Genomic DNA, 24,921 nt, shown 5'->3' on the forward strand with positions numbered 1-24,921 from the left:
GCTTCGGGCTTGATTAAAGCGCCGGCTTCGCCATCGTCACGGTCGCGCTGCGCCGGATTCTTGCCCGAGCAGCCTGCCGAGCGCGCCTCTGAAACAACGATCAAGCTACGACAGGTCTTCTTGCATGGCTTCCACCGAAACGATTGCGACCAGCCTTCCCGGCGCGCCCGAACAGCTTTCGACGCGGGTCGCATTCTTCATCGCCGGTTTCGGCATGGCCGCCTGGGCGCCTCTGGTGCCCTTCGCCAAGGCGCGGGCGGGCCTCGATGATGGCATGCTGGGATTGCTGCTGCTCTGCCTCGGCGCGGGCTCGATCGTCGCAATGCCGCTTTCGGGAGCGCTGGCGGCGCGGTTCGGGTGCCGGCGGATCATCATCGCCGGCTCCGCCATGCTGTGCCTGGCGCTGCCGATGCTGGCCAGCGTATCGAGTTTCGCACTGCTGGTGCCGGCCCTGCTGCTGTTCGGGGCCGGCGTCGGCCTGGTCGATTGCGTCGTCAACATCCAGGCGGTGATCGTCGAGCGCGCCAGCGGCCGAACGATGATGTCCGGCTTTCACGGCCTTTTCAGCGTCGGCGGCATAGCGGGCGCCGGCGGCGTCAGCGCCATGCTGGCGCTGGGAGCATCGCCCTTCGCGGCGGCGCTGGTCGTGGTGGCGCTGGTTGCCGCGGCGCTTGCCTTCGCCGCCGGCAATCTGCTGCCCTATGGCAGCAGCGGCAGCGGCCCAGCCTTCGCCATCCCGCATGGCATCGTGCTGTTCATCGGCGCGCTGTGCTTCATCGTCTTCCTGACGGAGGGCGCCGTGCTTGACTGGAGCGCCGTTTTCCTGAGCTCGGTGCGCGGCGTCGATCCCAGCCATGCCGGACTCGCCTATACGGCGTTTGCCATCACCATGACGATCGGCCGCCTGACCGGCGACCGCATCGTCCGCTTCTTCGGGCAGAATCGCATCATCGTTTTCGGCGGTCTGTGCGCGGCGGCGGGCCTCGCGATCGCCACGCTGGTGCCGTTCTGGGAGGCCGCGCTGCTCGGTTATGCGCTGGTCGGCGCCGGCTGCTCCAACGTCGTACCGGTCCTCTACAGCGCGATCGGCCGTCAGAAAGTCATGCCGGAACATATCGCCATTCCGGCTGTGACGACGCTCGGCTATGCCGGCATCCTGGCCGGGCCGGCGGCGATCGGCTTCGTCGCTCAGCTCACCAGCCTGTCGGCGGCGTTCCTGCTCATCGCCGTCCTGCTGGTCGGCGTCGCGGCCAGCAGCCGCTGGCTACGCTAACCAGCCCTTCGCTGGCGGGAGTCCGGGGGATAGCGGGCGCGCGCGGCCGATCAGCTCCAGATGAGATTATCCTCGACCTGGAGAACGGCCGCGATCGCGGTCCGTTCTTCAGGCATCAGGTCGCTGCCCCGTTCGGCGAGCATGATGATGATCAGATCCACGCCGGAGCGTTCCGAAAGCTCGGCGCAGGTGAGCCCGCGCGATTTTCTCAGCGTCGCCAGGCTGGATCCGCCCCGCAGCGTGTCGACGTCCGCCAGATATCCATGGGGCGACCCGGAGTGCGGGCCCGCCGCGGCGGTCGATTGAAGGCTGGAGTGAATGGGCATGTCGGTTACCTCCTGAGCCTTTCAATGCGCGGCCCGACATTTCGATCCCTCGCCGCGGGCGCGTGACCTTCCGAACCGGCGCAGCCGGACGAAGAAGGGTCTGCGCGGACGAGCCGCTCAATGGACCCAGTTCAGCGTGATCGCCGCGAGCACGAGATAGCGCCCCACCTTGGCGATCGTCACCAGCACGAGGAAACCCGGCATCGGTTCGCGCAGGATGCCGGCGACGACGGTGAGCGGATCCCCGACCACCGGCGCCCAGCTCAACAGCAGGGACCACCGGCCATAGCGCCGATACCACGCCTCCGCGCGGGCCAGAGCCTCGGGCCCGACCGGAAACCAGCGGCGATCCTGGAAGCGGGCGATGCCGCGGCCGAGGTACCAGTTGATCACCGAGCCCAGCACATTGCCGAGGCTGGCTACCGCCAGCAGCCAGATCGGCGAATAGTCGGCGAGGAGCAGCCCGACAAGGACCGCCTCCGACTGCATCGGCAGGATGGTGGCTGCGGCCAGGGCGGCGAGAAACAGGCCGGCATAAAGGGCGAGATCGGTCATGTGGGGTGGCGACCGCCAGCAAAGTATCGTTGCGTCATTGGCGGGATCGCGGAGGCAAAGCTGCGCATCCGGCTAGACCATGCCGCGTATTCGGATAGCGTTCCGTAACGTTAGTATGGTCGCCTTCCAATTCAACTTGATCTCCGGGCCAGCATGGCTCTACCGGATTGCGCGCCAAGGCGCGTTGGCGAAGCGCGCTGTGCACAGAACGGGGTGTCCTTAATTTGGCCTCATAATCGCCGGATTTCCTGACATTTCTTAACCTAACGGACATGAATTCGTAACCACCCCGCGTCGGCTGGCAACGAAATTGTGCCGTTTGCGTTATCGATCGGAGTTTCCCGTAGCCCCACCAATTCATGCTGTCGCTGTGTCCTGCGCACAACAGTAATTTGGATGGGCTGTGATATACGTAGCTTAATATCTTCGAACTTGGAGTTCCCCCCGTGAACATTCTCCGTCTCTCTGCCCTGGCTTCGGCCTCGCTTCTGGCTCTCGGCGTCGTCGGCGCCCAGGCTGCTGACCTGACCTATGAGCCCGCTCCGGCTCCGATCGTCGAAGCCGCTCCGGCTGCGTTCAACTGGACCGGCTTCTACCTCGGCGTTCACGCCGGCGCCGCCATCACCGATTTCGAATACAGCTCGCCCTTCGTCGTCGGCACGGCCAGCGATGACAACACCGGCTTCCTCGGTGGCGTCCAGGCTGGCTACAACTGGCAGTTCGACAACATCGTGATCGGCGCCCAGACCGATTTCGCCTACACCTCGGCGAAGGTTTCGGACAGCGGCTTCGAGAACAAGCTCGAATGGCTCGGCAGCACGACCGCTCGCGTCGGCTATGCCTTCGACAACCTGCTCGTCTACGGCAAGGGCGGTGTCGCCTACGGTTCGTCGAAGATCAACGTCCCGGGTGCCGACGACTCCAAGTGGCACACCGGCTGGACCGCTGGCGTTGGCGCGGAATACGCCTTCACCCAGAACATCACCGGTCTGGTCGAGTACAACTACGTCGACCTCGGCTCGAAGGATTACTTCGACAACGCCGTTTCGTCCGACATCACGTCGAACGTCATCAAGGCCGGCCTGAACTACAAGTTCTAATCGGCTTCGCCATACGCTTACGAGAAGGCGGCCCATCGGGCCGCCTTTTTCGTGTGCGCTCATCGGCGGGCGTGCCGGCGAAGATAGTGTGTGAATCGACATTTCGCCCCTGCGATCGCCTTCCACTGTGGTGTTCGGGCAACGGTATTTCGCCAGGGGGCATGCTAATGGCTCCATAGCAATACATATGGAGTTCCCTGTGAACATTCGCTTTTTCGCACTCGCTTCCGCTTCGGTCCTGGCTCTCGGCGTCGTCGGCGCCCAGGCTGCTGACCTGACCTACGAGCCCGCTCCGGTCGCCGCAGCAGCTCCCGCTGCCTTCAATTGGACCGGCTTCTACCTCGGCGTTCACGCCGGCGCTGCCATCACCGATTTCGACTTCAGCTTGACGGAAGGCGGCCTGGGCTTCAGCAACGACAACACCGGCTTCCTCGGTGGCGTCCAGGCCGGCTACAATTGGCAGTTCGACAACATCGTCCTCGGCCTCCAGACGGACTTCGCCTATACCTCGGCCAAGACGTCTTTCGGTGGCGATGACACGAACTCCGCCGAGCAGAAGCTGGAATGGCTGGGCAGCACGACCGCCCGCATCGGTTATGCCTTCGACAACCTTCTGGTCTATGGCAAGGGCGGCGTCGCCTATGGCCGCTCGACCTTCGACGTCCCCTACACCGGTGGTCTCTCGCTGCAGGATTCGCAGTGGCACACCGGCTGGACCGCTGGCGCGGGCGTCGAATACGCCTTCACCCAGAACATCACCGGCCTGCTCGAGTACAACTACACCGATCTCGGTTCGCAGGATTACCTGGGCAACACGATGCGCGTCGACCTGACGTCGAACGTCATCAAGGCCGGTCTGAACTACAAGTTCTAATCGGCTTCGATCCATCGCTTACGAGAAGGCGGCCCATCGGGCCGCCTTTTTCGTTTTGGGCTTGGCCCGCTGGTCCTCGATGGATCGGGGAGGGGGACTCGGACAGTTCGGTTCCCGGCTCGTCAGCCTCTCCCGGGGGAAGCGAATCGAGATCGCTGCCCGCGACAGGGGCGGCGCATTTCCTGCTGTTGCATGAGTCGTAGAGAAATAGGGCTGCCAGCCCGACCGGCGCTTCCGTGCTCGAGAGCGCGGGACAGAGCCGTACCGTCGTGGAGAACGATGGTATCGCCCATCGAGCGGCAGATGGTCTCGAACGGGACGCATCGTCGCGATCCGAATTCTGAGGCGGCGGATTTTTCTGATTTCTGGCTGACTGGCTGGGGCGGGAGGATTCGAACCTCCGAATGGCGGTACCAAAAACCGCTGCCTTACCGCTTGGCGACGCCCCAGCAGGCGGGCCCGAAGACACCGCAGCGACCGTCCTATAGACGGTTGGGCGCGCGCCCGCAACGGTGCAGCACCCCCGTCATCAACAGCCTTCGTCATCGGTCATCCACAGGGTGGTTTAGAAGCTTCACAAGGCCCCTTGCGGCTGGCGAATCCACTGTCTATAACCCGGTTCATCGGCGGTCACGGAGTGTAGCGCAGCCTGGTAGCGCACCTCGTTCGGGACGAGGGGGTCGCAGGTTCAAATCCTGCCACTCCGACCATCGATCTCCCGGAAGTCATTGAATGTTCTGATTTCCCCTCGGGGGCGGGCAAGGCCCGCAGCCCGCCCGCCGCGATCGGCGGCATGTCTCATCCGCTCGTTTCTCCATCGTCGGCCTGCGCCAAACGCGCTCGGTTTCGGGCCATCCGCGCCGCGCATCGCCTCGCGGGCGCCGCCGCGCTTGGCCCTGGCCGACGCGACGTCCTGCACGGATAAAATTCGTTGTGACATTCGCGGGCCGCGTACCCCACTTCGCACTGGACGGGTGCCTTACGGTTCTGCCAGATTGCCTAGCGTCAACAACGCCATGGGGGCACATGATGAAGAAGACCTACCAGAAGCCGTCGCTCGACAGGGCGACCACGCTGCAGACCATCGCCGCGGTCTGCAACATCAGCCTCGACGACTGCTAAAGCCGCCGGGCGCCCCGGGGGCGGTGCCGGCAGGTCTGCCGGATCTTGCCGACGGGGACGCCGTGGAGGGCCATCCCTCAGCGAGCGATGGCCTTCTTCCACCCGCCAGTCTCCACCCGAGCTGGCGGGTTTGTTGTGTCCGGCCGGGCAAGATCTCGGCAACGTCGATTCGGTGTCGGGTGACGCCATCTTGCGGACCCGGGCGGGAGGCGCTCCGGCGGCGCGTGGCCGGGCAGGGCGGCAATTTGACGGGCCGGCGGCGCCGGAGGTTTGGAAGGGACACTTTCCCTTGACCATGAAGGACTTGCATCCGTTTCCCGGCGTCATCACATCTTGCTGACCGGCGGGCACGACGTTAGCGTGGCGGCCAACATGTCCAGCCGTCGCCTGGGCCTGAGACGGGGTCCCATGCCGATTTCCAAAAATGCCCTGGTCCGCTCGACCGTTCTGTTCCTGCTGCTCGGTCTCGCCGCCCTGCTGGCGATCGTCGGTGCGATGGTCTGGCTTGTCAATGAAACGGCGGTCAACTCGTCCAACCTGATCAAGGCGCGCAGCGAGCGCTCGGCGCTGATCACGCTGCGCGGCCTGGGCCAGGACGCGGAGACCGGACAGCGCGGCTATCTGCTGACCAGCAATCCCGCCTATCTCGCTCCCTACAATGACGCCAGGGCCAAGTTCCCCGATCAGATGGAAACGGTCCAGTCGGCCTATGCCGACGAGCCGGAGCAGGCCGCCCTCGCAGCCCGCCTGCGCCAGACGATGACGGAGAAATTCGCCGAGCTTGAGCAGACGATCGAACTGGCGAAAAGCGGCCGCTACGCCGAGGCGCTTGCGATCGTCAATGCCGATCGCGGCCGCGCGCTGATGGACGAGGCGCGCGTCTTTTTCGCCCGTTCGATCGAGCGGGCGGACCAGACCGTTCTCGACAGCATCGCGCGCCAGCAGCGCGGCATCGAAATGCTGCGCTGGGTGACGTTTCTCGGCGCACTGGTGATCATCGCCGTCGTCGGCGGCTCGATCTGGACGGTGTGGCAATATACCCGGCAACTGGTCGAGGCGCAGCGCGAAGTCGCCGTTCTGAATGCCGACCTGGAGCGGCGGGTCAGCGAGCGGACGGCCGATCTCGGCCGGGCCAACGAGGAAATCCAGCGTTTCGCCTATATCGTCACGCATGATCTGCGCGCGCCTCTGGTCAACATCATGGGCTTCACCAGCGAACTGGAGGCGAGCCTCGGCGCGTTGCAGGAGTATGTCGGAGAGGTGGTCGCGCCGCCGGCGGCCGACGCCTCTGCCGATGCCGCGGATGAAACCGGCAAGGCGGAAGCGGCGCGTGTCGCCGCCTTTGAGGACCTGCCCGAAGCGATCGGCTTCATCCGCTCGTCCACGCGCAAGATGGATGGCCTGATCAACGCCATCCTGAAGCTCTCGCGCGAGGGGCGGCGCACGCTGAAGCCGGAGACGATCGACCTGCAGGGCTTGCTGGAGAACGCCGCCAACGCGGTGCACCACCAGATCGCCGACGCCGGCGGCGAGGTCGTCATTGTCGGCCGTCCGCCCGCGCTTCTTTCGGATCGCCTTACTCTCGAACAGATTTTCGGCAATCTGCTCGACAATGCGGTCAAGTATCGTTCGAAGGACCGGCCGTTGCGGGTGCGGATCGAGGCCGGGATCGGCCCGGGCAATACCGTGGTCGTCAAGGTCGAGGACAATGGCCGCGGCATTGCCGCTCAGGATCATGAGCGCATCTTCGAACTGTTCCGCCGCTCGGGCTCGCAGGATCAGGCCGGCGAGGGGATCGGACTGGCCCATGTCCGCTCCATGGCCCGCAACATAGGCGGCGATATCGGCGTCCAGTCCGAACTGGGGACGGGATCGACTTTTGAAATCACATTCGCGCGGGATCTGCGCAAGGTAATCGGAGCCATTTGACGTGAACCAGCAAGCCAAACCCGTTCTCATCGTCATGATCGAAGACGATGAAGGCCATGCCCGGCTGATCGAGAAGAACATTCGACGCGCCGGCGTCAGCAACGAGATCATTCCGTTCACCAACGGCACGGAAGCGCTGAACTACCTGATGGGGCCGGATGGCTCGGGCCTGGTCAGCGCCGGCCGCCAGATTCTCGTCCTGCTCGATCTCAACCTGCCCGACATGACCGGCATCGACATCCTCGAGAAGATCAAGTCGAACCAGCACACCCGTCGCTCGCCGGTGGTGGTGCTGACGACGACGGATGACAGCCGCGAAATCCAGCGCTGCTATGACCTCGGCGCCAATGTTTACATCACCAAGCCGGTCAATTACGAAGGCTTCGCCAACGCGATCCGGCAGCTCGGGCTGTTCTTTGCGGTCATGCAAGTGCCTGAAACCGAGTAAGCCATGCCGAGCCGGCCGATTTCGATCCTCTATATCGACGATGATCCCGGGCTGACGCGTCTGGTGCAGAAGGCGCTTGGGCGGCGTGGCTATGCGGTCGAAGCATCGGCGACGGGGGAAAGCGGCCTGGCGCGGCTGGCGGCGGGTGGCATCGATGTCATCGCGCTCGACCACTATCTGCCGACCGGCACCGGCCTCGACTTCCTGCACCAGCTCGGCGCCATGCCCGACCGGCCGCCGGTCGTCTATGTCACCGCATCCGGCGATACGGCGGTGATCGTCGCGGCGCTCAAGGCCGGCGCCGCCGACTACGTGCCCAAGGCCGTGGGCGACGAGTTCCTGGAAATCCTGGGCAGCGCCATCGACCAGGCGGTCGAGAAGGGCCGCCTGCAGCGGGCGCGCGAGCTGGCCGAACAGGAAACGCGCATCGCCAAGGAACGCGCCGAGGTCCTGCTGCACGAGGTCAATCACCGCGTGGCCAACAGCCTGGCCATTGTCGGCTCGATGATCCGCATGCAGGCCAACGCCGTCACCGAGCCGCAGGTCAAGCAGGCGCTTGGCGAGGTGCAGAGCCGGATCGCGGCGATCGCCGGCGTGCATCGCCGGCTGTATTCCTCCCACGACGTGCGCGTCGTCGACCTGTCCGGCTATCTCGGCGGCCTGGTCAGCGAACTCGAGACGACGATGCGCGCCTCGGGCCATACCTCGACGACGCAATGCGACATCGATGCGGTCGAGGTTCCCACCGACAAGGCGGTGACCATCGGCATCCTCGTCACCGAACTGGTGATCAACGCGTTCAAATACGCCTATCCCGGCACCTTGAGCGGCCAGATCCGCGTCATCCTCAAGGCCGATCCGTCAAGCCGGCTTCAGCTTGCGGTCCAGGATGACGGCGTCGGCCGTCAAAGCGCGGATCCGCGCGGCACCGGCGTCGGCGGCAGGATCGTCAGCGCGATGGCGTCAAGCCTGGGCGCGACGATCGAATATTCGCAGCCGCCGGGCTGCTCGGCCAGCCTCGTCTTCGACATCTGAAGCCGGGGGGGCGGCGCCATTCCCGCCTTTCACGGGCAGGGCGGGGCGCTGCCATGGCCGCGCTGTTCGAGACGCCTCACCAGAAGCTCCACCCCGAGAGGATGGGCGAGGGGCTCGACGTGATCCAGGGCCTTGCGGCCACCGGGGTCACCATGCTTGTGGTGACGCACGAGATGGGTTTCGCCCGCCGCGTCGCCGATCGCGTCGTCTTCATGGAGGCGGGGCAGATCATCGAGCAGGGCAGCCCCGACGACCTCTTCGACAATCCGAAAACGGAGCGAGCCCGTGCCTTCCTCAGCGCCATCATGCACGGCGCCGCCTGATCGTCCTCATCACGAAAGCCTGCCCGATGATTGATACCCCCGTTGAAGCACGGCCCGCCGTTCGCGCGCTGTCCAGCTCGCTCATCCGCGAAGTCGCCAATGCCGCGATGGGCAAGGCCGACGTGCTGCCGTTCTGGTTCGGCGAATCCGACCGGGCGACCGCGCCCTTCATCCGCGACGCCGCCGCCGCGTCGCTGGCCGCGGGCGAGACCTTCTATGCCCAGAACCTCGGCCGCCCTTATCTGCGCGAGGCGATCGCCGCCTATCTGAGCGACCTGCATGGCCGCGACATCCCGTTCGAGCGGGTGGCGGCGACGGGATCCGGCATGACCGGTCTTCAGGTTGCCAACCAGCTGATCCTGTCGCCCGGAGACCGGGTCGTGGTGGTGACGCCGCTCTGGCCCAACATCAGCGAGGCGCCGCTGATCCTCGGCGCCAAGGTCGAGCGCGTTTCGCTGTCGGTCGAAAACGGGCGCTGGACGCTCGACGTCGACAAGCTGCTGGCGGCGCTGACGCCCGATACGCGCATGGTGATCATCAACTCGCCCAACAACCCGACCGGCTGGATGATCGACGACGAGAGCCTCCAGGCGATCCTCGCCCATTGCCGCAAGCACGGAATCTGGATCCTCGCCGACGACGTCTATGAGCGGCTGGTCTACGACCCCGCGCCGCGCTCGGCGCCGTCCTTCCTGCGTCATTATCAGCCGGGCGACCGGATCATTTCGGTCAACAGCTTCTCGAAATCCTGGTCGATGACCGGCTGGCGCATTGGCTGGATGGTGCTGCCGGAGCCGCTGGCCCAGGACGCGACCAAGCTCGTGGAATACAATTTCTCCTGCATCTTCGAGCCGACGCAGCGCGCCGCCACCACGGCCCTTGTCGAGGGCGAGGCGGAGGTCGCGCGGATGCGCGCGCAGATGGTCAGCACGCGCGAATTCCTCGTCGACGGTCTGCGCCGGCTGAACCGCGTCAGGGTCCCCGACGCCGGCGGCGCGATGTACGCCTTCCTGAAGATCGAGGGCTATGACGATTCGCTGGAACTGGCGCAGCGCCTGGTGCGCGAGACCGGCCTCGGCCTCGCGCCCGGCCGCGCCTTCGGCCCGGAAGGCGAGGGCTGGCTGCGCTGGTGCCACGCGACCTCCGAAGAGAAGCTCGCGGAAGGCCTCGGCCGCCTGCGCGACTTCCTGAGCCGCTAGGACCGGCGGGGCTCCGGCCATCCGGCCGGGGGCATCACGAGGGCGAGGCGCTCCGCGCCTTGTCCCGCCGTGCCGCCATCCCGATCGCCGCGTCCAGCACAGTGAAGACGCGCTCGTCCTGGCATTGCGAGACGTTGAAGCGCAGATGGCTGCCGGCGGTTTGCGCGACGCTGAACGCGTTGCCGGGCGCCAGCACGATCCCTTGCTCCAGCGCCGCCCGGGCGACATCGGCGGCATCGATCCCCTCGGGCAGCCGGCACCAGAGGAACATGCCGGCCTGAGGCTCGATCCAGGGCACCAGCCCCAGGGCCCGCAGCTTCGCGCCGACCTCCAGCCGCGCGCGCGAAAGACGCAGGCGCAGCGCCTCCAGATGCTTGCGATAGCCGCCATCGCGCAGCACGGCCAGCGTCAGCTCGGCATTGAGTCGCCCGCCGCCAAAGGTGGTGGCGATCTTCAGATCGATCAGCCCTTCGATCCAGTCTGGACGCGTGGCGATGAAGCCGCAGCGCGCCGAGGCGGAAAGCGTCTTGGAGAAGCTGCCGATCTGGATCACCCGCTCCAGCCCGTCGAAGGCCGCCAGCCGCGGCGCGGGCAGGGCCTCGAAATCGGCGAAGATGTCATCCTCGATGATGGTGAGCGCGAACTGCTCGGCGAGCTTCAGCACGCGATGCGCGATGACGGGCGAGAGCGTCGCGCCGGTCGGATTGTGGATCGCCGAATTGGTGATGTAGAGGCGCGGCCGCCGCTCGGCGCAAACCTGCGCGAACGCCTCGATATCGGGGCCGTTCGGCGTGTAGGGCACGCTGACGATGACGACGCGATGCGCCTTCAGCAACGCCTGGAAATTGAAATAGCAGGGGTCGTCGACGAGCACGACGTCGCCGGGCTCGACCAGGAAGCGGCAGAGCAGGTCGATGCTCTGCGTGCCCGAATCCGTCAGCAGGATCTGGTCCGGTGGCGCCTCGACGCCCTTCTCGGCCAGCCGGCGGCCGATCAACTGGCGCAGTGGCGCCAGGCCGAGCGGCGTGCCGTAATCGCTGAGCGCCGCGCTGTCGGCGCGCGACAGCCCCCGAAGTGCTCGGCGCAGCCCGTCCTCCGGAAACCACGTCGGCGGCAGCCAGCCGCATCCGGGCTTCAGGTCGTCGTCGCCGGCATCGAGCGACTGACGCGACACCCAGAACGGATCGATCTCGCGGTCGAGCTTCGGCCCGATTTCCGAAAGCGCCAGCGGCGCCGTCTGGCTGGCGACATAGAAGCCCGAGCCCGGCCGCGACTGGATCAGCCCTTCGCCGACCAGCCGCTCATAGGCTTCCACCACCGTCGACGTCGAGACGCGAAGGCTCGCCGCCAGCGCGCGGATCGACGGCAGCTTCGCGCCGGCCGTCAGGCTGCGATTGGCGACGCGCTGCCGGATCACGGCCATGACCTGCGCGGTGAGCGTGCCGTCCCCGGCGATCCTGTCCATCCGTATTGTTCCCGTCGCCATAACAGTTTCAGTCAACTGTACCGCTCTGTCCCTAGTCGCAAAAGCCCCCGCAGGCAATGAAGCGCTGGATCTCCAAGAGGTGCGACATGGACAAGGCGACGAGCGGCTGGATCAGCGGATTTATCGGCGTGCTCATCTTCAGCGGCTCGCTGCCGGCGACCCGGACGGCCGTGCTGCAGTTCGATCCGGTCTTCCTGACCGTGGCGCGCGCCGCGATCGCCGGCCTGCTGGCGCTTGCGCTGCTGATGCTGCTCCGCCAGAAGCGGCCGGCGCGCGAAGACCTGCTGCCGCTCGCCGTCGTGGCGGGGGGCGTGGTGCTGGGCTTTCCGCTGCTGACGGCGCTGGCGCTCCAGCACGTCACCTCGGCCCATTCGATCGTCTTCATCGGCCTGCTGCCGCTTTCGACCGCGATCTTCGGCGTGATCCGCGGCGGCGAGCGGCCGCGACCGGCCTTCTGGATCTTTTCCGGGCTTGGCAGCGCGGCGGTCGCCGGCTTCGCGCTGGCGCAGGGGCTGACGGCCTCGCCGACGGGCGACCTGCTGATGCTGGCGGCGATCCTCGTCTGCGGCCTCGGCTATGCCGAGGGCGGCCGGCTTTCGCGCACCATCGGCGGCTGGCAGGTGATCTCCTGGGCGCTGGTGCTGTCGCTGCCGGTGATGCTGGCGGTATCGGTGCTCTACTGGCCGCCCAGCTTCGCCGGCATCGGTGCGCCGGCCTGGCTCAGCCTCGGCTATGTCTCGCTGTTCAGCATGCTGATCGGCTTCGTGTTCTGGTATCGCGGCCTGGCCAGGGGCGGCATCGCGGCTGTCGGCCAGCTGCAATTGCTGCAGCCCTTCTTTGGCCTGGCGCTCGCCGCCTGGCTGCTGCGGGAACCCGTCAGCTGGATGATGGTGGTGGTGACGCTGGCCGTCATCGCCTGCGTCGCCGGCGCCCGGCGGTTCGCACGCTGAGGGCCTTGGGTGGACGGGAAGACCCTCACGCCAGCCCTCTCCCGCGCGCGGGAGAGGGAGCGATCGCGCCTGACCTCGACCTTTCCACCGCGCCGGCGGAAAGCCCTCGCCCGCGCGCGGGGGAGGGCTGGGTGAGGGCCTCGCTTCCCGATTCAACCTCTCGGCCACACCCGGCGACAGATCGTTCACCGAACCCTGCGTGGCGGGGGCGGGTCGGCTCGCCTACATTCCCTCTCGAACGAGCGCGGCCTTTCCGCGCTTCCGAAACGGGAGATTCCCATGTCGAACGGTATCCACCACGTCACCGCGATCTCCGGCCCGGCGCGGCGCAATCTCGAATTCTATGCCGGCGTGCTCGGCCTTCGCCTCGTCAAGAAGACGGTCAATTTCGACGATCCGCGCACCTATCACTTCTACTATGGCGACGAGATCGGCCATCCCGGCACCATCCTGACCTTCTTCCCCTGGGAGCATGCGGCAACCGGGCAGGTCGGCCGCGGCGAGACCTTCGAGACCGCCTTCCGCGTGCCCTCATCGTCCATCGGCTACTGGACGCAGCGCTTCCTGGAGAAGGGCGTTTCGCACGAGACGCCGTCGCGCCGCTTCGGCGAACCGGTGCTCGCCTTCCGCGACCCGGACGGCATGCGGCTGGAGCTGGTCGGCGTCGCCGGAGCCGAGGGCGAGCCCGGCTTCAGCGCGGGCGACATCCCGGCCGAGCATGCGCTTCGCGGCTTCCATTCCGTGACGCTGCTGCTCGACGACGCCGCCGCGACCGGCGCGATCCTGAGCGACGTCTTCGGCTTCCAGAAGGGCGGAAGCGAGGCGGCGACGCAGCGCTACCAGGCCGAGGGCACGACGCTGGGCGGCATCGTCGATCTCCGGGTCGTCGGCGGCTTTCCACGCGGCAATCTCGGCGCCGGCACGGTGCACCACGTGGCCTTCCGCGCGGCGGATGACGCGGCGCAGGAAGCGATGGTTCGCAAGCTGGCCGAGAACCACGGCCAGCGCACGACGGCCCAGAAGAACCGCGACTACTTCCGCTCGGTCTATTTCCGCGAGCCGGGCGGCGTGCTGTTCGAGATCGCCACCGACGTGCCGGGCTTCGCGGTCGACGAGCCGCAGGCAAGCCTCGGCCAGTCGCTGAAGCTGCCGGCCTTCCTCGAGCCGCGCCGCGCCGAACTCGAAGCCGTCCTGCCCGAACTGGCCTGAGGCTTGGTCTCGGACGACGAAACCGAAACAAGAAAGCCCGCGCGGAGCGATCCGCGCGGGCTTCTGTTTATTGTGGCTTGGCGGGAGGTCGAGACGCCTCAGGCGTTGATGTCGACGTCCTTGGTTTCCTTGCCGAGCACCAGCGCGATCAGAGTCAGCAGGCCCATGGCCGAGAGATAGACGCCGACCCAGAACGGGCTGCCGCCGCCATAGCTCCAGAGCGCCACCGCGATGAACGGCGCGACCGCCGCGCCCAGGATCGACGAGACGTTGTAGGAAATGCCCGAGCCGGTATAGCGCACATTGGCGGGGAACAGTTCCGGCAGCAGCGCGCCCATCGGGCCGAAGGTCATGCCCATCAGCGTGAAGCCGAGGATCAGCCAGGCCATGACGCCGAACGTGCCGAGGGACAGGATCGGCACCCAGAGCAGGCCGAACAGGATGATGCCGAGCGTGACCCAGATCAGCGTCTTGCGGCGGCCCCAGCGATCGGCCCAGGGGCCGGAGGCCAGCGTGAAGATGCCGAAGAACACGACGCCGGCGATCATCATCAGCACGAAGGTGCGATAATCGAAGCCGAGGCCCGGCAGCGGCGCGTTGACGCCGGCGCGGCCATAGCTGAGCGAGAACGTCGTCATCAGGTAGAACAGCACATAGGTCGCCAGCATGTAGAAGGTGCCGAGGATCAGCTCCTTCCAGTGCAGCTTGAAGGCGGCGGCGAGCGGCACCTTCTGGACCTTGCCGGTCTCGACCGTCTTCTCGAAGGCGTTGCTCTCGACCAGGTTGAGGCGGACCCAGAGGCCGACGATCACCATCACGGCCGAGAACAGGAACGGAATGCGCCAGCCCCATTCGAGGAAGGCGGTCGACGGGCGCGACGGATCATCGGAGGGCAGCAGCGCCGCGATGAGCAGGAACAGGCCGTTGGCGATGATGAAGCCGAGCGGCGCGCCGAGCTGCGGGAAGGTGCCGAAGATGGCGCGCTTTCCGGGCGGTGCGTTCTCGGTCGCGACCAGCGCCGCGCCGCTCCACTCGCCGCCGAGCGCGAAGCCCTGGGCGAGACGCAGGATTACCAGCATGGCGGGAGCCAGCCAGCCGACCGTGCCATAGGTCGGCAGCAGGCCGATCAGGAAGGTGGCGATGCCCATGGTGAGCAGGGCGCCAACCAGCGTGATCTTGCGGCCGCGCTTGTCGCCCATATGACCGAAGAAGATGGCGCCGAGCGGGCGCGCCACCATCGCCGCGCCGAACACGGCGAAGGAGGCGAGCAGCGCCGTGGTGTCGTTGCCGGTCGGGAAGAACAGGTGCGGGAACACCAGCACCGCCGCCGTGGCGTAGACGTAGAAATCGTAGAATTCGATGGTGGTGCCGACGAGACTGGCGAGGAGGACGCGAGCGCGCGAATTGGCCGGCGCGGCGTTCCTTGCTGTCGCGGCGAGGGTCGATGCCATGAGTACCATGCTCCAAGGGGACGCGGCAGCGGCGACAGGCAGTGTCCTCGTCCGGATCAGGCTGGCGATGGCAAGCTGGCAGGTCGCGGGCGCGGCGACGGGCGCCGTTGCTTTGCGTCAAGATGATGGCAGTGGCTATAGCCGAGCTTTGGCCCGAATGCACCCATGAATCGCCGCTTTTCGGGCGGCGACAGCGATCTGGCGTCAATCGCGAAGGTTGCGCCGTGTGCCGGAGCAAGACGACGCGCAAAATCGGGTTCGCGCGTCGAAGTCGTGTCGATGTCGATGACACGCATCGCGTGCCGGAAATCGCCTGGCGGGTGCCGGGCTTACTTGTCGGCCATGCGCTTCAGGCGGTCGAGCACTTCGGCGACGACGATGTTCGGCGGCGGCTGGCGGGTGCCGGCCTTGAGGTTGCTCGGCACGTTCAGCCGCTGCTTGACGGCTTCGATGTCGACATCCTTGGCGCCGGGGATCGAGGCGACGAAGGCCATGATCGCCGTCATGCCGGCATCGATGTTGCGCATGGCGTGGTTGATCTCGTCGATCAAAGCCTTGGTATTGGTGTCCATTCCGCCGTTCTCCTTCACTAGGCGCGGCTTGATCCCATGAATTGGCGAGGCTGTCGAATCCGGGCGAAGGCCGGTTCGGCAGAGCCGGCGGATGACGCAGGCGCGAACTGATTCGCGGGCCCGCCACGCCGGATTTCCCTGTGTCGTTAGGGCAACAAACGGGGGAATTCGTCGGCGCTGGCGACGGCCGATTGCTTAATGAGCGGGCTGGAGATGCCGTTGGGTAATTCGCATCCCTTACAAATTATCGAAAACACAAATGGTTCAAAATCCGAACTATTCCACGCATGGACGTCCGTAACGATCGACGCCGTCCCATGGTTAACGGCCTTGGACTCCCCAGGGTTGTGAAATCCACCCTCTAGGTTGCGCTCTCTGGACAATCCGGCTGGTTCCATCTCGTATCTCAGCCATGAGATCGGATCGACCTCTACGGCGGGGGCATGTCGTGGTGGGGGTCCGGCGGGCGGCCGGGGCGTGGGGAGGATCCTGCTTCGCGGCACGAACATGCGGGGAGCGGCAGGGATGCCAATCGAGAATTCTGTTATCCGGGCTGGCGGGGCTGCGCCAGCCAGGCGGCTGAAGCGGCTTCGTGCCACGACCAGCCTCGCGACCTTGGGCCTGGCCGTATTCGGCCTTCCGGCGGCCGGCATCTTCATGCCGACGATCGCCATGGCAAACAATGAGTGCGGCACCGTTGGAAACGGCACCGATGGCTCGGGCGATATCGCCACCTGCGGCAATCTTACCGCCCAGAACAACGGCATCACCTACAGCCAGGGCGGCAGCCAGACGGATGCCTTCACGCTGGTGCTGAATGGCACGCAGGTCCAGAAGGGCGTGAAGATCAGCAACAACAGCGGCGCTGGCGGCACGGTCGAATTCCAGACCAATGCCGTGCCCAGTGCTCCGGCGGCGTCGATCACCAATGGCCGGAATTTCAACGGCGACGCGGCGGTCGACATCAACACGGTCGGCACCAACGCCGCCGTGACGATCAAGCACAATTCCGGCTCGATTACCGGTGGCGGCGGCACGTTCGGATTTCATGACGGCATCCAGGTCCAGACCTCGGGCTCGAATGCGCCGATCAGCGTCTCGACCGGCGAGGGCACCTCGGTCTCCGCTTCGACCGGTTCCGGCATCAAGCTGCGGGCCACCGGCGGTGCCGACATCACGGTCAACGTCGACGGTTCGGTTACCAGCAGTTACGCGATTTTGGGCGTTGCGGCCGGCTACGGCATTGATGCCCGCGCCAGCGGCGGCGATGGCGACGTCATCGTCCATGTGACGGAGAACGGCTACGTTTCCAGCACGCTCGGCGGCATTCGCGGCGAAGCGACCGGCGCAGGCAACGTCACCATCACGACGGCCGAGGGCCGGACCGTGAAGGCGACGTCGGGCGTGCTCGGCATCGGCATCCAGGGCCGGACCGTGAACGGCACGGTCGATATCGAAACCGGCGAGGGCTCGACCACCTCCGGCGGTCTCGCCGGCATCCGCGGCGAAGCGACGGGCAGCGGAAACGTCGAGATCACGACGGGTGACGACAGCTTCGTCACCGCGACGTCGGCGCTCGGCACCGCGATCTACGGCGAGGTCCAGGGCGGCACCCTCGATATCGATGTCGGACGGGGCACCACGGTTTCGGGGGGCCTGTTCGGGGTCAGCGGCAGCGCAACCGGCGCCGGCTCGGTCGACATCACGACCTATGACGGCAGCACCATCGCCGCCACCAACCCGCTGGGTGTCGGCATCGTCGCGACGGTGACGAACGGCCCGGCCCATGTCGAGACCTATGGCGACATCACCGATGGCCTGACCGGCATCGCCGCGAGCGCGCTTGGCAGCGGCAACGTCGAGGTGATCGTCCGTCGCCAGTCCGACATCACCACGGACCTGACCGGCGTCGCCGCCAGTTCGACCGGCTCCGGCACGGTCTATGTCAGCGTCTATGGCGATATCACCACCACTTCCGCCCTGGGCAACGGCATTTCCGCCACCTCGCTGGGCGGCACTGGCGACATCGGCATCAACACCTGGCGCAGCAGCGAGATCAACACGGCCGGCGACGGCATCGTGGCGCTGATCACCAATGCCAACAGCGTTGGTGAGATCGAGATCTGGGCCCGCGGCGACATCAACACGACGGATGCCAACAGCGCCGGCATCCGCGCCAGCAGCAACGGAACCGGTGACGTTCGTGTGGCGACAACGCGCTCGTCGGACATCACCGGGGCCGGCAATGGCGTGGCCGCGACGGGGCAGTCGATCTGGCTCTACAATGACGGCGACATCAGCACGACGGGCACGGAATATCTCGTCCGCGCCGGTAGCGGCAATGCAGAGCTGTGGAACGATTACAACGGTGACATCAACACCGGTGGCCTGACCAGCAAGCTCGTGGTGGACAATACCGGCGGCACCGGCAGCCTGACGATCTACAACCGTGGTGAAATCTACGGCACGCTCGCGCTCAACGACGCCAACAATGCGTTCTACAACTCCACCTATAGCTGGCACACCAGCGGCACGTCGACGTTTGGTGGCGGCGATAACCTGTTGTCCAATTCCGGCGGCATCTATGCCGGCGAAGATGGCGATACCGTTCTCGACTTCGGGGGTGGCGTCGATACGTTCCAGAATACCGGCACGTTCTTCTCGCAGGGGCTGACGACAACTCCGGGTCTCGAGACGTTCAACGCCGTGGACGGCGCCATCGACATGAGCTGGTTGGACAGCGATGCGGTCGATGTCGTCGACATGTCGACGACCGACTACCACAACACGGGCGCAGCCGGGCTCATTGTCGATGCCTATCTCGGCGCGGAGGGCTCGGTCAGCGACATGCTGAAGATCGGTTCGATCTCCGGCGAAGGCGTCACCTATGTCGGCGTCAACGACCTCGACGTCGGACCCGGCGTCTATAATCCGACCGGCATCGGCATCGTCGACGTGGCGACGACGGGTTCGGCGAAGGCGGGCGATTTCGTGCTCGATGGCGGCCCGATGGCGAAGGGTCTCTGGAACTTCGACATGTTCCTGGACAACGACGGCAACACGGCCTGCGGCGGCAATGATTGTTTCGTGCTGGCCAGCTACGCCAATGCCAGCGCGTATAATCTCTCCGAGTTCACCGGACTTGCCCAGGGCGTCTGGAACACGACGTCGGATAGCTGGATCGACCGGGCCGGCGACCTGCGCGTCAGCGCTGCCGGGACGGATCCCTCGAAGCGTTCGGGCATCTGGGGCCGGATGATCGGCAATGGCGCCAGCCGCAGCACGGATACCACCATCACGCCGTTCCAGAACCAGTCGGTCAAGATGGATACCGGCTACGACCAGACGCTCTGGGGCTTCCAGGCCGGTCTCGACCATGAGTTCGATGGCACGGTCGCCGATGGCGTCCTGATCGCCGGCGTGCTGGGCGGCTATGTCACCAGCGATGTCGATTTCGACAACGGCGAAAGCGTCAAGCTCTCGGGCCCGCAGGTCGGCGTCTATGCGACCTGGGTGAAGGGCGGTCTCTATGTCGACGGCCTGGTCAAGGGCGACTTCCTCAAGGCGGACTACAATGTCGGCGGCGCGGATGACAGCACCGATGCGACCACGATCGGTGTCCGCGTCGAGTCGGGCTATCGCTTCCTGACCGCGACCGGCATGTTCATCGAGCCGAATGCCAGCCTCGCCTATGCCCATACCAAGATCGACGACATCAATATCGCTGGAACGGCGGTGAACTTCGACAATGGCAATGGCCTCGAGGGCAGGCTCGGTGCGCGCTTCGGTGGCTCGGCGCTCAAGGACGGCGTCAAGTACGACCCGTATCTGAGCGTCGGCATCGCCGGCGACCTGCTCAGCAAGAACCAGGTCTTCCTGGATAGCGGTCCGGGCCTCGTCGTCGAGGATGATGCGCCGGACGTCTTCGGCGAAGTGGGCGCGGGCATCAACATCTTCTCCAGCAAGAGCGGATGGACGGGCTTTGCCAAGGCGGACCTTCGCTTCGGCGATGATTATGTCGGCGGCACCGGCAAGATCGGCGCCCGCTGGGCCTGGTAGGGGCGACCTGCAGAAACGACAAGCCGCCGGCCCCAGGGCCGGCGGTTTTCTTTCTGGCGCTCCCTGAGTCGCGCGCCGGCCGGGGGCGGGCCTGCACCAGGCGCCCTCGGGGGATCCGGCGGCCGGGACGGGCGAGCTGGAAAAGACGAACTCCAAGGTTCGGCGGATCGACCGTTTCTCGGCCTTTGCGCCGATGCGGCGGCGATCCCGGACGTCGCGTCTGTGGTACTTTTCCCAGCCTTCGCTCGTGATCGTGCCGGAACGGCATCTTCCGCTGGCATGTCGGCAGCGCTCGTCTATAGAGAGACATCTATGGCGCTCTTGCCGTCGCGGAAATCCGGGGCGAGGTTGGGCGCATTGTTTCATTTCGGGGGATTCAGATGTTTCAGGGAATCGTGCGCGGCCTGCGGCCTTCGCTCTTCACCGCCGCGCTGCTGCTTGCCGCGCCCGGCCTCGCCTCGGCGCAGGACAAGGGCGGCGATGTGCCCGTCCTCGGCGCCAACAAGGCGGCTGCCGGGCCGAACTGGCTCAGCACCTGCCAGGGGCCCGGCCGCGCCGCCGAGCTCGAATGCCAGATGGAGCAGCGCGCGGTCATCTCCGGCTCGGGCCAACTGATCGGTTCGATCACCATCCGCGTGCCCTCGCAGACGCGCAAGCCCGTGCTGATGATCCGCGGGCCGCTCGGCCTGTCGCTGGCCGGCGGCGTCACCATCGATGTCGACGATGCCTCGCCGCTGGCGCTGCCGTTGCAAACCTGTGACGCCGGCGGCTGCTATGCGGGGGCGCCCGTCTCGGACGAACTGCTGGCCGCGATGTTCAAGGGCCAGAAGCTCAATGTGACGTTCCAGAATCTCAACAAGGAAGCGATCAAGCTGCCGATGTCGCTGGCGGGCTTCTCGGCCACATACGGCAAGATCAAGTAAGGCGGCGCGACGGAAGGGGGGCTCTGCCCCCGGGGCTTTCCGTCCCGGTAGAGATCGATGGCGAGCGGGGGCGCCGAGCGATGCGCGACGCATATGACGAAGAGGAATCGGGCGGGCGGCCGGTCCTCTGGGGGATTTTCGCGGTATTGTTGGTGGCGTTTGTCGTCGCGGTCGGGCTGACCTGGCGCGGCGCGGGACTCGATCGCGTGCTGGCGGTCGTCGGCATCGACCGAAGCGCGAGCGAGACGGCGCCCGTCATCCATGCCGCCGATGTCGGCGCGCCGAGCCTCGAGGTCGGCGAACGGGTCGGCGACTGGTTCGTCGCCTGCGACGCGCCGGCGAAAGGCTGCTCCCTCACGCAGACGGTCCGCCAGCCGGGCATGACGGCTGCCTCCTGGCGGATCGAGCGGAATGCCGCCGGCGAACTCGTCGGCATATGGACCCTGCCTACCGGGATCATGGTCGGGCGCGGCATGCAGCTGGCGCTCGACGACGGCAAGCCGAGCGTCGTCCCCTATGATTCCTGCGCGCAGTCCTCCTGCGAGGTCCGCGCCAAGCTCGGGCCCGACTTCGTCGAGCTGATGCGCGCCGCGCGCAGGACCGCCACCACCGTGACCCTGAAGGGCGGCGCCACGCAGACCTATGGCTTCAGCCATGACGGCCTCGCCAACGGTTTGACGCGCCTGATCGCCGCCAAATAGCCGGCGCGACCGGCGCGGCATTGACGTTACGTCATGCGCTTGTCAGCATGATCCCGAAGCCTGCAGCGGATCCGTCTCCGGCGGGACTTCGCCTGGATCGTCCGGCAGGGGCAGGGGCGTATGAACGGCAATCCGGCAACAGCGTTCCGCTTCGCGGTGCTGGCAGCGCTCGGCCTGATGCTGGCGAGCGATGCGCTGGGCGGACCCGTCCGCTATGCCCTCGCGCCGATCGGCCTGGTCGGTCTCTCCTATGCGCCGTTCCTGATCGCGGCCGTCCTGATCCTGGTCTACGGGCTCGCGGCGCTGGCGACGCTCAGGCCGGATCCGTTTGCGATCGCCATCTTCCTGCCGGCCTTGCTGTGGCTGCCCTACGCCCTGCTGCTCGGTCTTCCCAAGGCGCAGGTCGCCTTCGGCGTCTACACCTGGGTGCCGTTCTTCCTCGGCATGGTCGCGGTGGCCGCCGGAGCGAGGATGGCGGCGCTACGGTGGATCGCCGGGGTATGGGCCGTGGCGGTCATCGGCGTGTTCGCCAATGCGATGATGCCGTTTCCCTGGGTCGGCGAGAGCTACGAGATCCTGGGCGTTCAGGCGGAGTTCGCGCGCGAATGGCAGGCTTTCGGCATCGAGAGGCTGCCGGGCTTCTCCCGCGCAAGCTTCACGGCCGCCAACCAGATCACGATCGGCGGCGCGCTGCTGCTGGCCGGCGAAATGCGGCGGACCGCGAAACTCGCCGTCTGGCTGCTGTCGATCCTGGCCATCGCCCTGACGACGTCGAAGGCGCCGCTTGTCGCCATCCTGGTCGCGCCTTTTTGCCTCGCCTTGTATGACCGGCTCCCCGCCATCCGTTGCTTCCGATTCAGCCAGTGGCTCCTCGGCGGCCTATTCGCTTGCGCGATCGGCCTTCCCCTGGCGGCGTTGGTCGGGTTTCGGTTCGGAGAAACCGGAAACCTGACCTTTCTGTCGCTCGGCTCGGTCGGCGTGCGGATGGACGAGATGTGGCCGCGCGCCTATGCGCTGCTCGATCCCCTTTGGCCACGTCTCGCGCTGGGTGTCGGATTTGGCGGCGTCGGGGCAGGGCAGGCCTATTTCGATGCCGCGCGATTCAGCCCCGGCGACAATCTGTTCGTGTTCCTCTTCGTGACGTTCGGCTTCGGCTCGCTCCTCTTTGCCGCCCCGTTCTGGCGGGGCAATCGATGGCTGTTCCAGGCTGCGCCGCCGGCCCATCGGCAACTCTTTCTGGTCGCCATCCTCGTGCTCGTCCTCGGCACGATGGCCAATATCGTGGAATCGGTGATCCCGGGCTTTCTGCTGGGGATGCTGGCCGGCAAGGCGCTTGATCCCCGCGCCGCGGCCTTCGAGGGCCCGCCCGCCATCCGGTCAGGGCGGCAGCTGCGGCTCGACCCGGTGCGGTTCTAGCGATGCGGATCCTGGTCGTCGCCGCGCTCTATCCCCCCGACAGCCGCGGCGGCGCCGAAAATTCGGCCGCGAACCTGACCCGCTGGCTGGCGCGGCAGGGGCACGAGATGGCCGTGCTCACCACCGCGGGCTCGCCGGCCGAAGAACTGCACGGCGTCGAGGTCGACGGCATCCGGATCTGGCGGCTGCGCACGGCCCATCTCTATCCCGCCCGTGACGCGCCGATCGCGGCGCGCTGGAAGAAGCCGATCTGGCATCTGCAGGACCATGCCGATCCCCGCAATCCCCGCCTGGTGGCCAGGGTGATCGAGGCGTTTCGGCCGGATTTCGTCAACATCCATTTCGTGCAGGGGATCGGCTACAACGCGCTTTGGGAAATTGCCCGCGCCGGCGTGCCGACGCTGTTCCTGCTGCATGATCTCGGCCTCGCCTGCATGCGGATGTCGATGTTCCGCGATGGCGCCAACTGCGCCCGGCAATGCCTGGGCTGCCGGATCTCCAGCCGCTACAAGGCCGCGCTGATCGCCCGCTTCGAGCGGATCGGCTTCTGTTCGCCCTCGCGCGCCAATCTGGCGGCGCTCTCGGCGCTTTTCCCGATCGCCCGCTATCCCCACACCAGCATCCCCAATCCCAACCTCTATGATCGGCCGGGCGGGCAGCGCTCCATCTCCGATCCTGTCCGGCTGCTCTATGTCGGCCGGCTGCATCGCAGCAAGGGTGTCGAACTCTTGCTGGATGCGGCGGCGGCCCTGGCGGCCACGCATCGCTTCGAACTGACGATCCTCGGCGGTGGACCCGAGGCGACGCGTCTGCAGCAGCGCTATCCCGCTTCGTCCTGGCTCCGTTTCCTTGGGCACGTGCCGGAAGCGGAGGTGGCGGATTTCATGGGCGATGCCGATCTTTTGTGCGTGCCCTCGCTCTGGCAGGAAAACTGGCCCGGCGTGGTGGTGCGGGCGCTGGAAATGGGGCTTCCGGTGCTGGCCAGCGATATTGGCGGCCTGCCGGAATTGATCGATCGCGGCCGAACGGGCGATCTCGTGCCGGCGGGAGACCGCGCCGCATGGATCGCCGCGCTGGGGCGGGTGCTCGAAAATCCCTTGGAACTGGCGCGCTGGCGGCGGAATGCGGAGGCGATCCGCGGGCGTTACGACCAGGACCGCCTGGGCGAGCGGATGCTGGCCTTCATGGCTGCCATCGCCGGATCCTCCGGCCCGGCACGCGAAACGGACGACCCCGAGGGCTGATTCAAATGTCGATGTCGGGCCGCTTGGCCGTGCCGGCGAGGATGCGAGCCGGAATGCCGACGGCGGTATGCCCGGCCGGGATGTCGCCCAGCACCACGGCGTTGGCGCCGACCGTGACGTGATCGCCCAGCGCAATGTCGCCAAGGACCTTTGCGCCGGCCGATATCCGGCAATGATCGCCGAGCGAGGGCACACCCGCCCTGTCGGGTTCGCGCCGACCGAGCGTCACCTGCTGGAACAGGGTCACGTGCGAGCCGACCACGGTTCCGGCGCCGATCACGATGCCGGTTGGATGCGGCATGTAGAGGCCTCCGCCGATCCGGGCATCGGGCGCGATGTGGCAGCCGGTCGAGATCGTCGCGCCATACCAGAGCAGGCGGCGAAGCAAGCGGCCGGCGAGCGGCACGCGGATTGCCGCCTCCTGCAGGCGGATCGACAGCGCCAGCTGAAAACCGGGTTCCAGCAGGATGAGGCGAAGCAGCAATCGGAAATCCGCCGGCCGCCCCGTCGCTTTGGCCCAGGCGTGAAAATCCTGCCGCAGCTTGTCGAAGGGCGATGGGCGCGCCGTCGGCGTCGCATCCGTCACGATGCCTGGCTCCGCGGGCGCTGCGCGGCGCCCATGGACGAGCTGATTTCCGGAGCCTGCTGCCGCATCGATGCCCCCGCCTCGGAACGCGGCAGCCAGTCTGGACGGGAATGGCGCGGGCGGCAATGCCTGCCTTTCCC

General features: G+C 66.5%; 21 protein-coding genes and 2 tRNA genes. 16 read left to right on the forward strand and 7 right to left on the reverse strand.

What is annotated here, in order from left to right:
- The first annotated feature begins 124 nt into the window (after window positions 1-124).
- On the forward strand, window positions 125-1,273 hold the full coding sequence (locus tag OSH10_RS16595) for an MFS transporter (RefSeq protein WP_266333019.1): 1,149 nt from the start codon (window positions 125-127) through the stop codon (window positions 1,271-1,273).
- Between the two features lie 50 nt (window positions 1,274-1,323).
- Here the strand turns inward: OSH10_RS16595 and OSH10_RS16600 are convergent, their stop codons facing one another.
- Together OSH10_RS16600 and OSH10_RS16605 are read right to left on the reverse strand one after the other, a co-directional pair.
- Complete coding sequence (locus OSH10_RS16600) at window positions 1,324-1,599, reverse strand: helix-turn-helix domain-containing protein (RefSeq protein WP_266333020.1); 276 nt, start codon at window positions 1,597-1,599, stop codon at window positions 1,324-1,326.
- Window positions 1,600-1,716: 117 nt separating this feature from the next.
- Window positions 1,717-2,154, reverse strand: coding sequence for a YqaA family protein (locus OSH10_RS16605; RefSeq protein ID WP_266333021.1), 438 nt, complete (start codon window positions 2,152-2,154; stop codon window positions 1,717-1,719).
- Between the two features lie 446 nt (window positions 2,155-2,600).
- Between OSH10_RS16605 and OSH10_RS16610 the strand changes: the two genes are divergently transcribed.
- Both OSH10_RS16610 and OSH10_RS16615 read left to right on the forward strand, forming a co-directional pair.
- Window positions 2,601-3,254 (forward strand): outer membrane protein, encoded by a 654-nt coding sequence (locus OSH10_RS16610; RefSeq protein ID WP_266333022.1) that lies wholly within the window; start codon window positions 2,601-2,603, stop codon window positions 3,252-3,254.
- 199 nt (window positions 3,255-3,453) lie between these two features.
- Window positions 3,454-4,128, forward strand: a complete 675-nt coding sequence (locus OSH10_RS16615; protein ID WP_266333023.1) for an outer membrane protein — start codon at window positions 3,454-3,456, stop codon at window positions 4,126-4,128.
- Between the two features lie 374 nt (window positions 4,129-4,502).
- Here the strand turns inward: OSH10_RS16615 and OSH10_RS16620 are convergent.
- Window positions 4,503-4,577, reverse strand: a tRNA-Gln gene (locus OSH10_RS16620).
- Between the two features lie 184 nt (window positions 4,578-4,761).
- On the opposite strand from OSH10_RS16620, the gene OSH10_RS16625 reads away from it, so the two are divergent.
- The 6 genes from OSH10_RS16625 to OSH10_RS16650 all read left to right on the forward strand — a co-directional run bounded on the left by OSH10_RS16625 (window position 4,762) and on the right by OSH10_RS16650 (window position 10,184).
- Window positions 4,762-4,838, forward strand: a tRNA-Pro gene (locus OSH10_RS16625).
- A gap of 820 nt (window positions 4,839-5,658) precedes the next feature.
- Entirely contained in the window at window positions 5,659-7,179 is a 1,521-nt protein-coding gene (locus OSH10_RS16630) for a sensor histidine kinase (protein ID WP_266333024.1), read from the forward strand.
- Between the two features lie 34 nt (window positions 7,180-7,213).
- Window positions 7,214-7,627: a response regulator gene (locus tag OSH10_RS16635; protein WP_266333147.1), complete on the forward strand. Its 414-nt coding sequence runs from the start codon at window positions 7,214-7,216 to the stop codon at window positions 7,625-7,627.
- Window positions 7,628-7,630: 3 nt separating this feature from the next.
- Window positions 7,631-8,662, forward strand: a complete 1,032-nt coding sequence (locus OSH10_RS16640) for a histidine kinase dimerization/phosphoacceptor domain -containing protein (protein WP_266333026.1) — start codon at window positions 7,631-7,633, stop codon at window positions 8,660-8,662.
- A 53-nt stretch (window positions 8,663-8,715) separates the two neighbouring features.
- The gene (locus OSH10_RS16645) at window positions 8,716-8,985 is read left to right on the forward strand and encodes an ATP-binding cassette domain-containing protein (RefSeq protein WP_266333027.1); all 270 of its coding nucleotides are present in this window, start codon (window positions 8,716-8,718) and stop codon (window positions 8,983-8,985) included.
- Between the two features lie 26 nt (window positions 8,986-9,011).
- The gene (locus OSH10_RS16650) at window positions 9,012-10,184 is read left to right on the forward strand and encodes a pyridoxal phosphate-dependent aminotransferase (protein ID WP_266333028.1); all 1,173 of its coding nucleotides are present in this window, start codon (window positions 9,012-9,014) and stop codon (window positions 10,182-10,184) included.
- 34 nt (window positions 10,185-10,218) lie between these two features.
- Here the strand turns inward: OSH10_RS16650 and OSH10_RS16655 are convergent, their stop codons facing one another.
- Entirely contained in the window at window positions 10,219-11,649 is a 1,431-nt protein-coding gene (locus OSH10_RS16655; RefSeq protein WP_266333029.1) for an aminotransferase-like domain-containing protein, read from the reverse strand.
- Between the two features lie 107 nt (window positions 11,650-11,756).
- On the opposite strand from OSH10_RS16655, the gene OSH10_RS16660 reads away from it, so the two are divergent.
- Entirely contained in the window at window positions 11,757-12,620 is an 864-nt protein-coding gene (locus OSH10_RS16660; RefSeq protein ID WP_266333030.1) for a DMT family transporter, read from the forward strand.
- A 279-nt stretch (window positions 12,621-12,899) separates the two neighbouring features.
- On the forward strand, window positions 12,900-13,829 hold the full coding sequence (locus tag OSH10_RS16665) for a ring-cleaving dioxygenase (protein ID WP_266333031.1): 930 nt from the start codon (window positions 12,900-12,902) through the stop codon (window positions 13,827-13,829).
- Window positions 13,830-13,927: 98 nt separating this feature from the next.
- On the opposite strand, the gene OSH10_RS16670 is transcribed toward OSH10_RS16665, so the two are convergent.
- Entirely contained in the window at window positions 13,928-15,280 is a 1,353-nt protein-coding gene (locus OSH10_RS16670) for an MFS transporter (protein ID WP_266333033.1), read from the reverse strand.
- A gap of 329 nt (window positions 15,281-15,609) precedes the next feature.
- Entirely contained in the window at window positions 15,610-15,852 is a 243-nt protein-coding gene (locus OSH10_RS16675; RefSeq protein ID WP_266333034.1) for a hypothetical protein, read from the reverse strand.
- A gap of 525 nt (window positions 15,853-16,377) precedes the next feature.
- Here OSH10_RS16675 and OSH10_RS16680 point away from each other — a divergent pair.
- The 5 genes from OSH10_RS16680 to OSH10_RS16700 all read left to right on the forward strand — a co-directional run bounded on the left by OSH10_RS16680 (window position 16,378) and on the right by OSH10_RS16700 (window position 24,195).
- The gene (locus tag OSH10_RS16680; RefSeq protein ID WP_266333036.1) at window positions 16,378-19,911 is read left to right on the forward strand and encodes an autotransporter domain-containing protein; all 3,534 of its coding nucleotides are present in this window, start codon (window positions 16,378-16,380) and stop codon (window positions 19,909-19,911) included.
- A gap of 380 nt (window positions 19,912-20,291) precedes the next feature.
- Complete coding sequence (locus tag OSH10_RS16685; protein ID WP_266333037.1) at window positions 20,292-20,834, forward strand: invasion associated locus B family protein; 543 nt, start codon at window positions 20,292-20,294, stop codon at window positions 20,832-20,834.
- 80 nt (window positions 20,835-20,914) lie between these two features.
- A complete protein-coding gene (locus tag OSH10_RS16690; RefSeq protein ID WP_266333038.1) occupies window positions 20,915-21,535 on the forward strand; it encodes an invasion associated locus B family protein in 621 nt (206 codons plus the stop codon).
- A gap of 120 nt (window positions 21,536-21,655) precedes the next feature.
- Complete coding sequence (locus OSH10_RS16695; protein WP_266333039.1) at window positions 21,656-22,951, forward strand: hypothetical protein; 1,296 nt, start codon at window positions 21,656-21,658, stop codon at window positions 22,949-22,951.
- A gap of 2 nt (window positions 22,952-22,953) precedes the next feature.
- The gene (locus tag OSH10_RS16700) at window positions 22,954-24,195 is read left to right on the forward strand and encodes a glycosyltransferase (RefSeq protein ID WP_266333040.1); all 1,242 of its coding nucleotides are present in this window, start codon (window positions 22,954-22,956) and stop codon (window positions 24,193-24,195) included.
- A 1-nt stretch (window position 24,196) separates the two neighbouring features.
- On the opposite strand, the gene OSH10_RS16705 is transcribed toward OSH10_RS16700, so the two are convergent.
- Entirely contained in the window at window positions 24,197-24,781 is a 585-nt protein-coding gene (locus OSH10_RS16705) for a serine O-acetyltransferase (protein WP_266333041.1), read from the reverse strand.
- Between the last annotated feature and the right edge of the window lie 140 nt (window positions 24,782-24,921).

The sequence above is a fragment of the Kaistia defluvii genome (assembly GCF_026343955.1).
Taxonomy (GTDB): Bacteria; Pseudomonadota; Alphaproteobacteria; order Rhizobiales; family Kaistiaceae; genus Kaistia; species Kaistia defluvii.

Bases quoted from the DNA above. Each gene is read 5' to 3' on its own strand.
- OSH10_RS16665 (WP_266333031.1), top strand. From the start codon at position 12,900: ATGTCGAACGGTATCCACCACGTCACCGCGATCTCCGGCCCGGCGCGG.
- OSH10_RS16695 (WP_266333039.1), top strand. From the start codon at position 21,656: ATGAACGGCAATCCGGCAACAGCGTTCCGCTTCGCGGTGCTGGCAGCG.
- OSH10_RS16630 (WP_266333024.1), top strand. From the start codon at position 5,659: ATGCCGATTTCCAAAAATGCCCTGGTCCGCTCGACCGTTCTGTTCCTG.
- OSH10_RS16680 (WP_266333036.1), top strand. From the start codon at position 16,378: ATGCCAATCGAGAATTCTGTTATCCGGGCTGGCGGGGCTGCGCCAGCC.
- OSH10_RS16685 (WP_266333037.1), top strand. From the start codon at position 20,292: ATGTTTCAGGGAATCGTGCGCGGCCTGCGGCCTTCGCTCTTCACCGCC.
- OSH10_RS16600 (WP_266333020.1), bottom strand. From the start codon at position 1,599: ATGCCCATTCACTCCAGCCTTCAATCGACCGCCGCGGCGGGCCCGCAC.
- OSH10_RS16640 (WP_266333026.1), top strand. From the start codon at position 7,631: ATGCCGAGCCGGCCGATTTCGATCCTCTATATCGACGATGATCCCGGG.
- OSH10_RS16595 (WP_266333019.1), top strand. From the start codon at position 125: ATGGCTTCCACCGAAACGATTGCGACCAGCCTTCCCGGCGCGCCCGAA.
- OSH10_RS16660 (WP_266333030.1), top strand. From the start codon at position 11,757: ATGGACAAGGCGACGAGCGGCTGGATCAGCGGATTTATCGGCGTGCTC.
- OSH10_RS16650 (WP_266333028.1), top strand. From the start codon at position 9,012: ATGATTGATACCCCCGTTGAAGCACGGCCCGCCGTTCGCGCGCTGTCC.
- OSH10_RS16635 (WP_266333147.1), top strand. From the start codon at position 7,214: ATGATCGAAGACGATGAAGGCCATGCCCGGCTGATCGAGAAGAACATT.
- OSH10_RS16645 (WP_266333027.1), top strand. From the start codon at position 8,716: ATGGCCGCGCTGTTCGAGACGCCTCACCAGAAGCTCCACCCCGAGAGG.
- OSH10_RS16655 (WP_266333029.1), bottom strand. From the start codon at position 11,649: ATGGACAGGATCGCCGGGGACGGCACGCTCACCGCGCAGGTCATGGCC.
- OSH10_RS16675 (WP_266333034.1), bottom strand. From the start codon at position 15,852: ATGGACACCAATACCAAGGCTTTGATCGACGAGATCAACCACGCCATG.
- OSH10_RS16700 (WP_266333040.1), top strand. From the start codon at position 22,954: ATGCGGATCCTGGTCGTCGCCGCGCTCTATCCCCCCGACAGCCGCGGC.
- OSH10_RS16670 (WP_266333033.1), bottom strand. From the start codon at position 15,280: ATGGCATCGACCCTCGCCGCGACAGCAAGGAACGCCGCGCCGGCCAAT.
- OSH10_RS16605 (WP_266333021.1), bottom strand. From the start codon at position 2,154: ATGACCGATCTCGCCCTTTATGCCGGCCTGTTTCTCGCCGCCCTGGCC.
- OSH10_RS16690 (WP_266333038.1), top strand. From the start codon at position 20,915: ATGCGCGACGCATATGACGAAGAGGAATCGGGCGGGCGGCCGGTCCTC.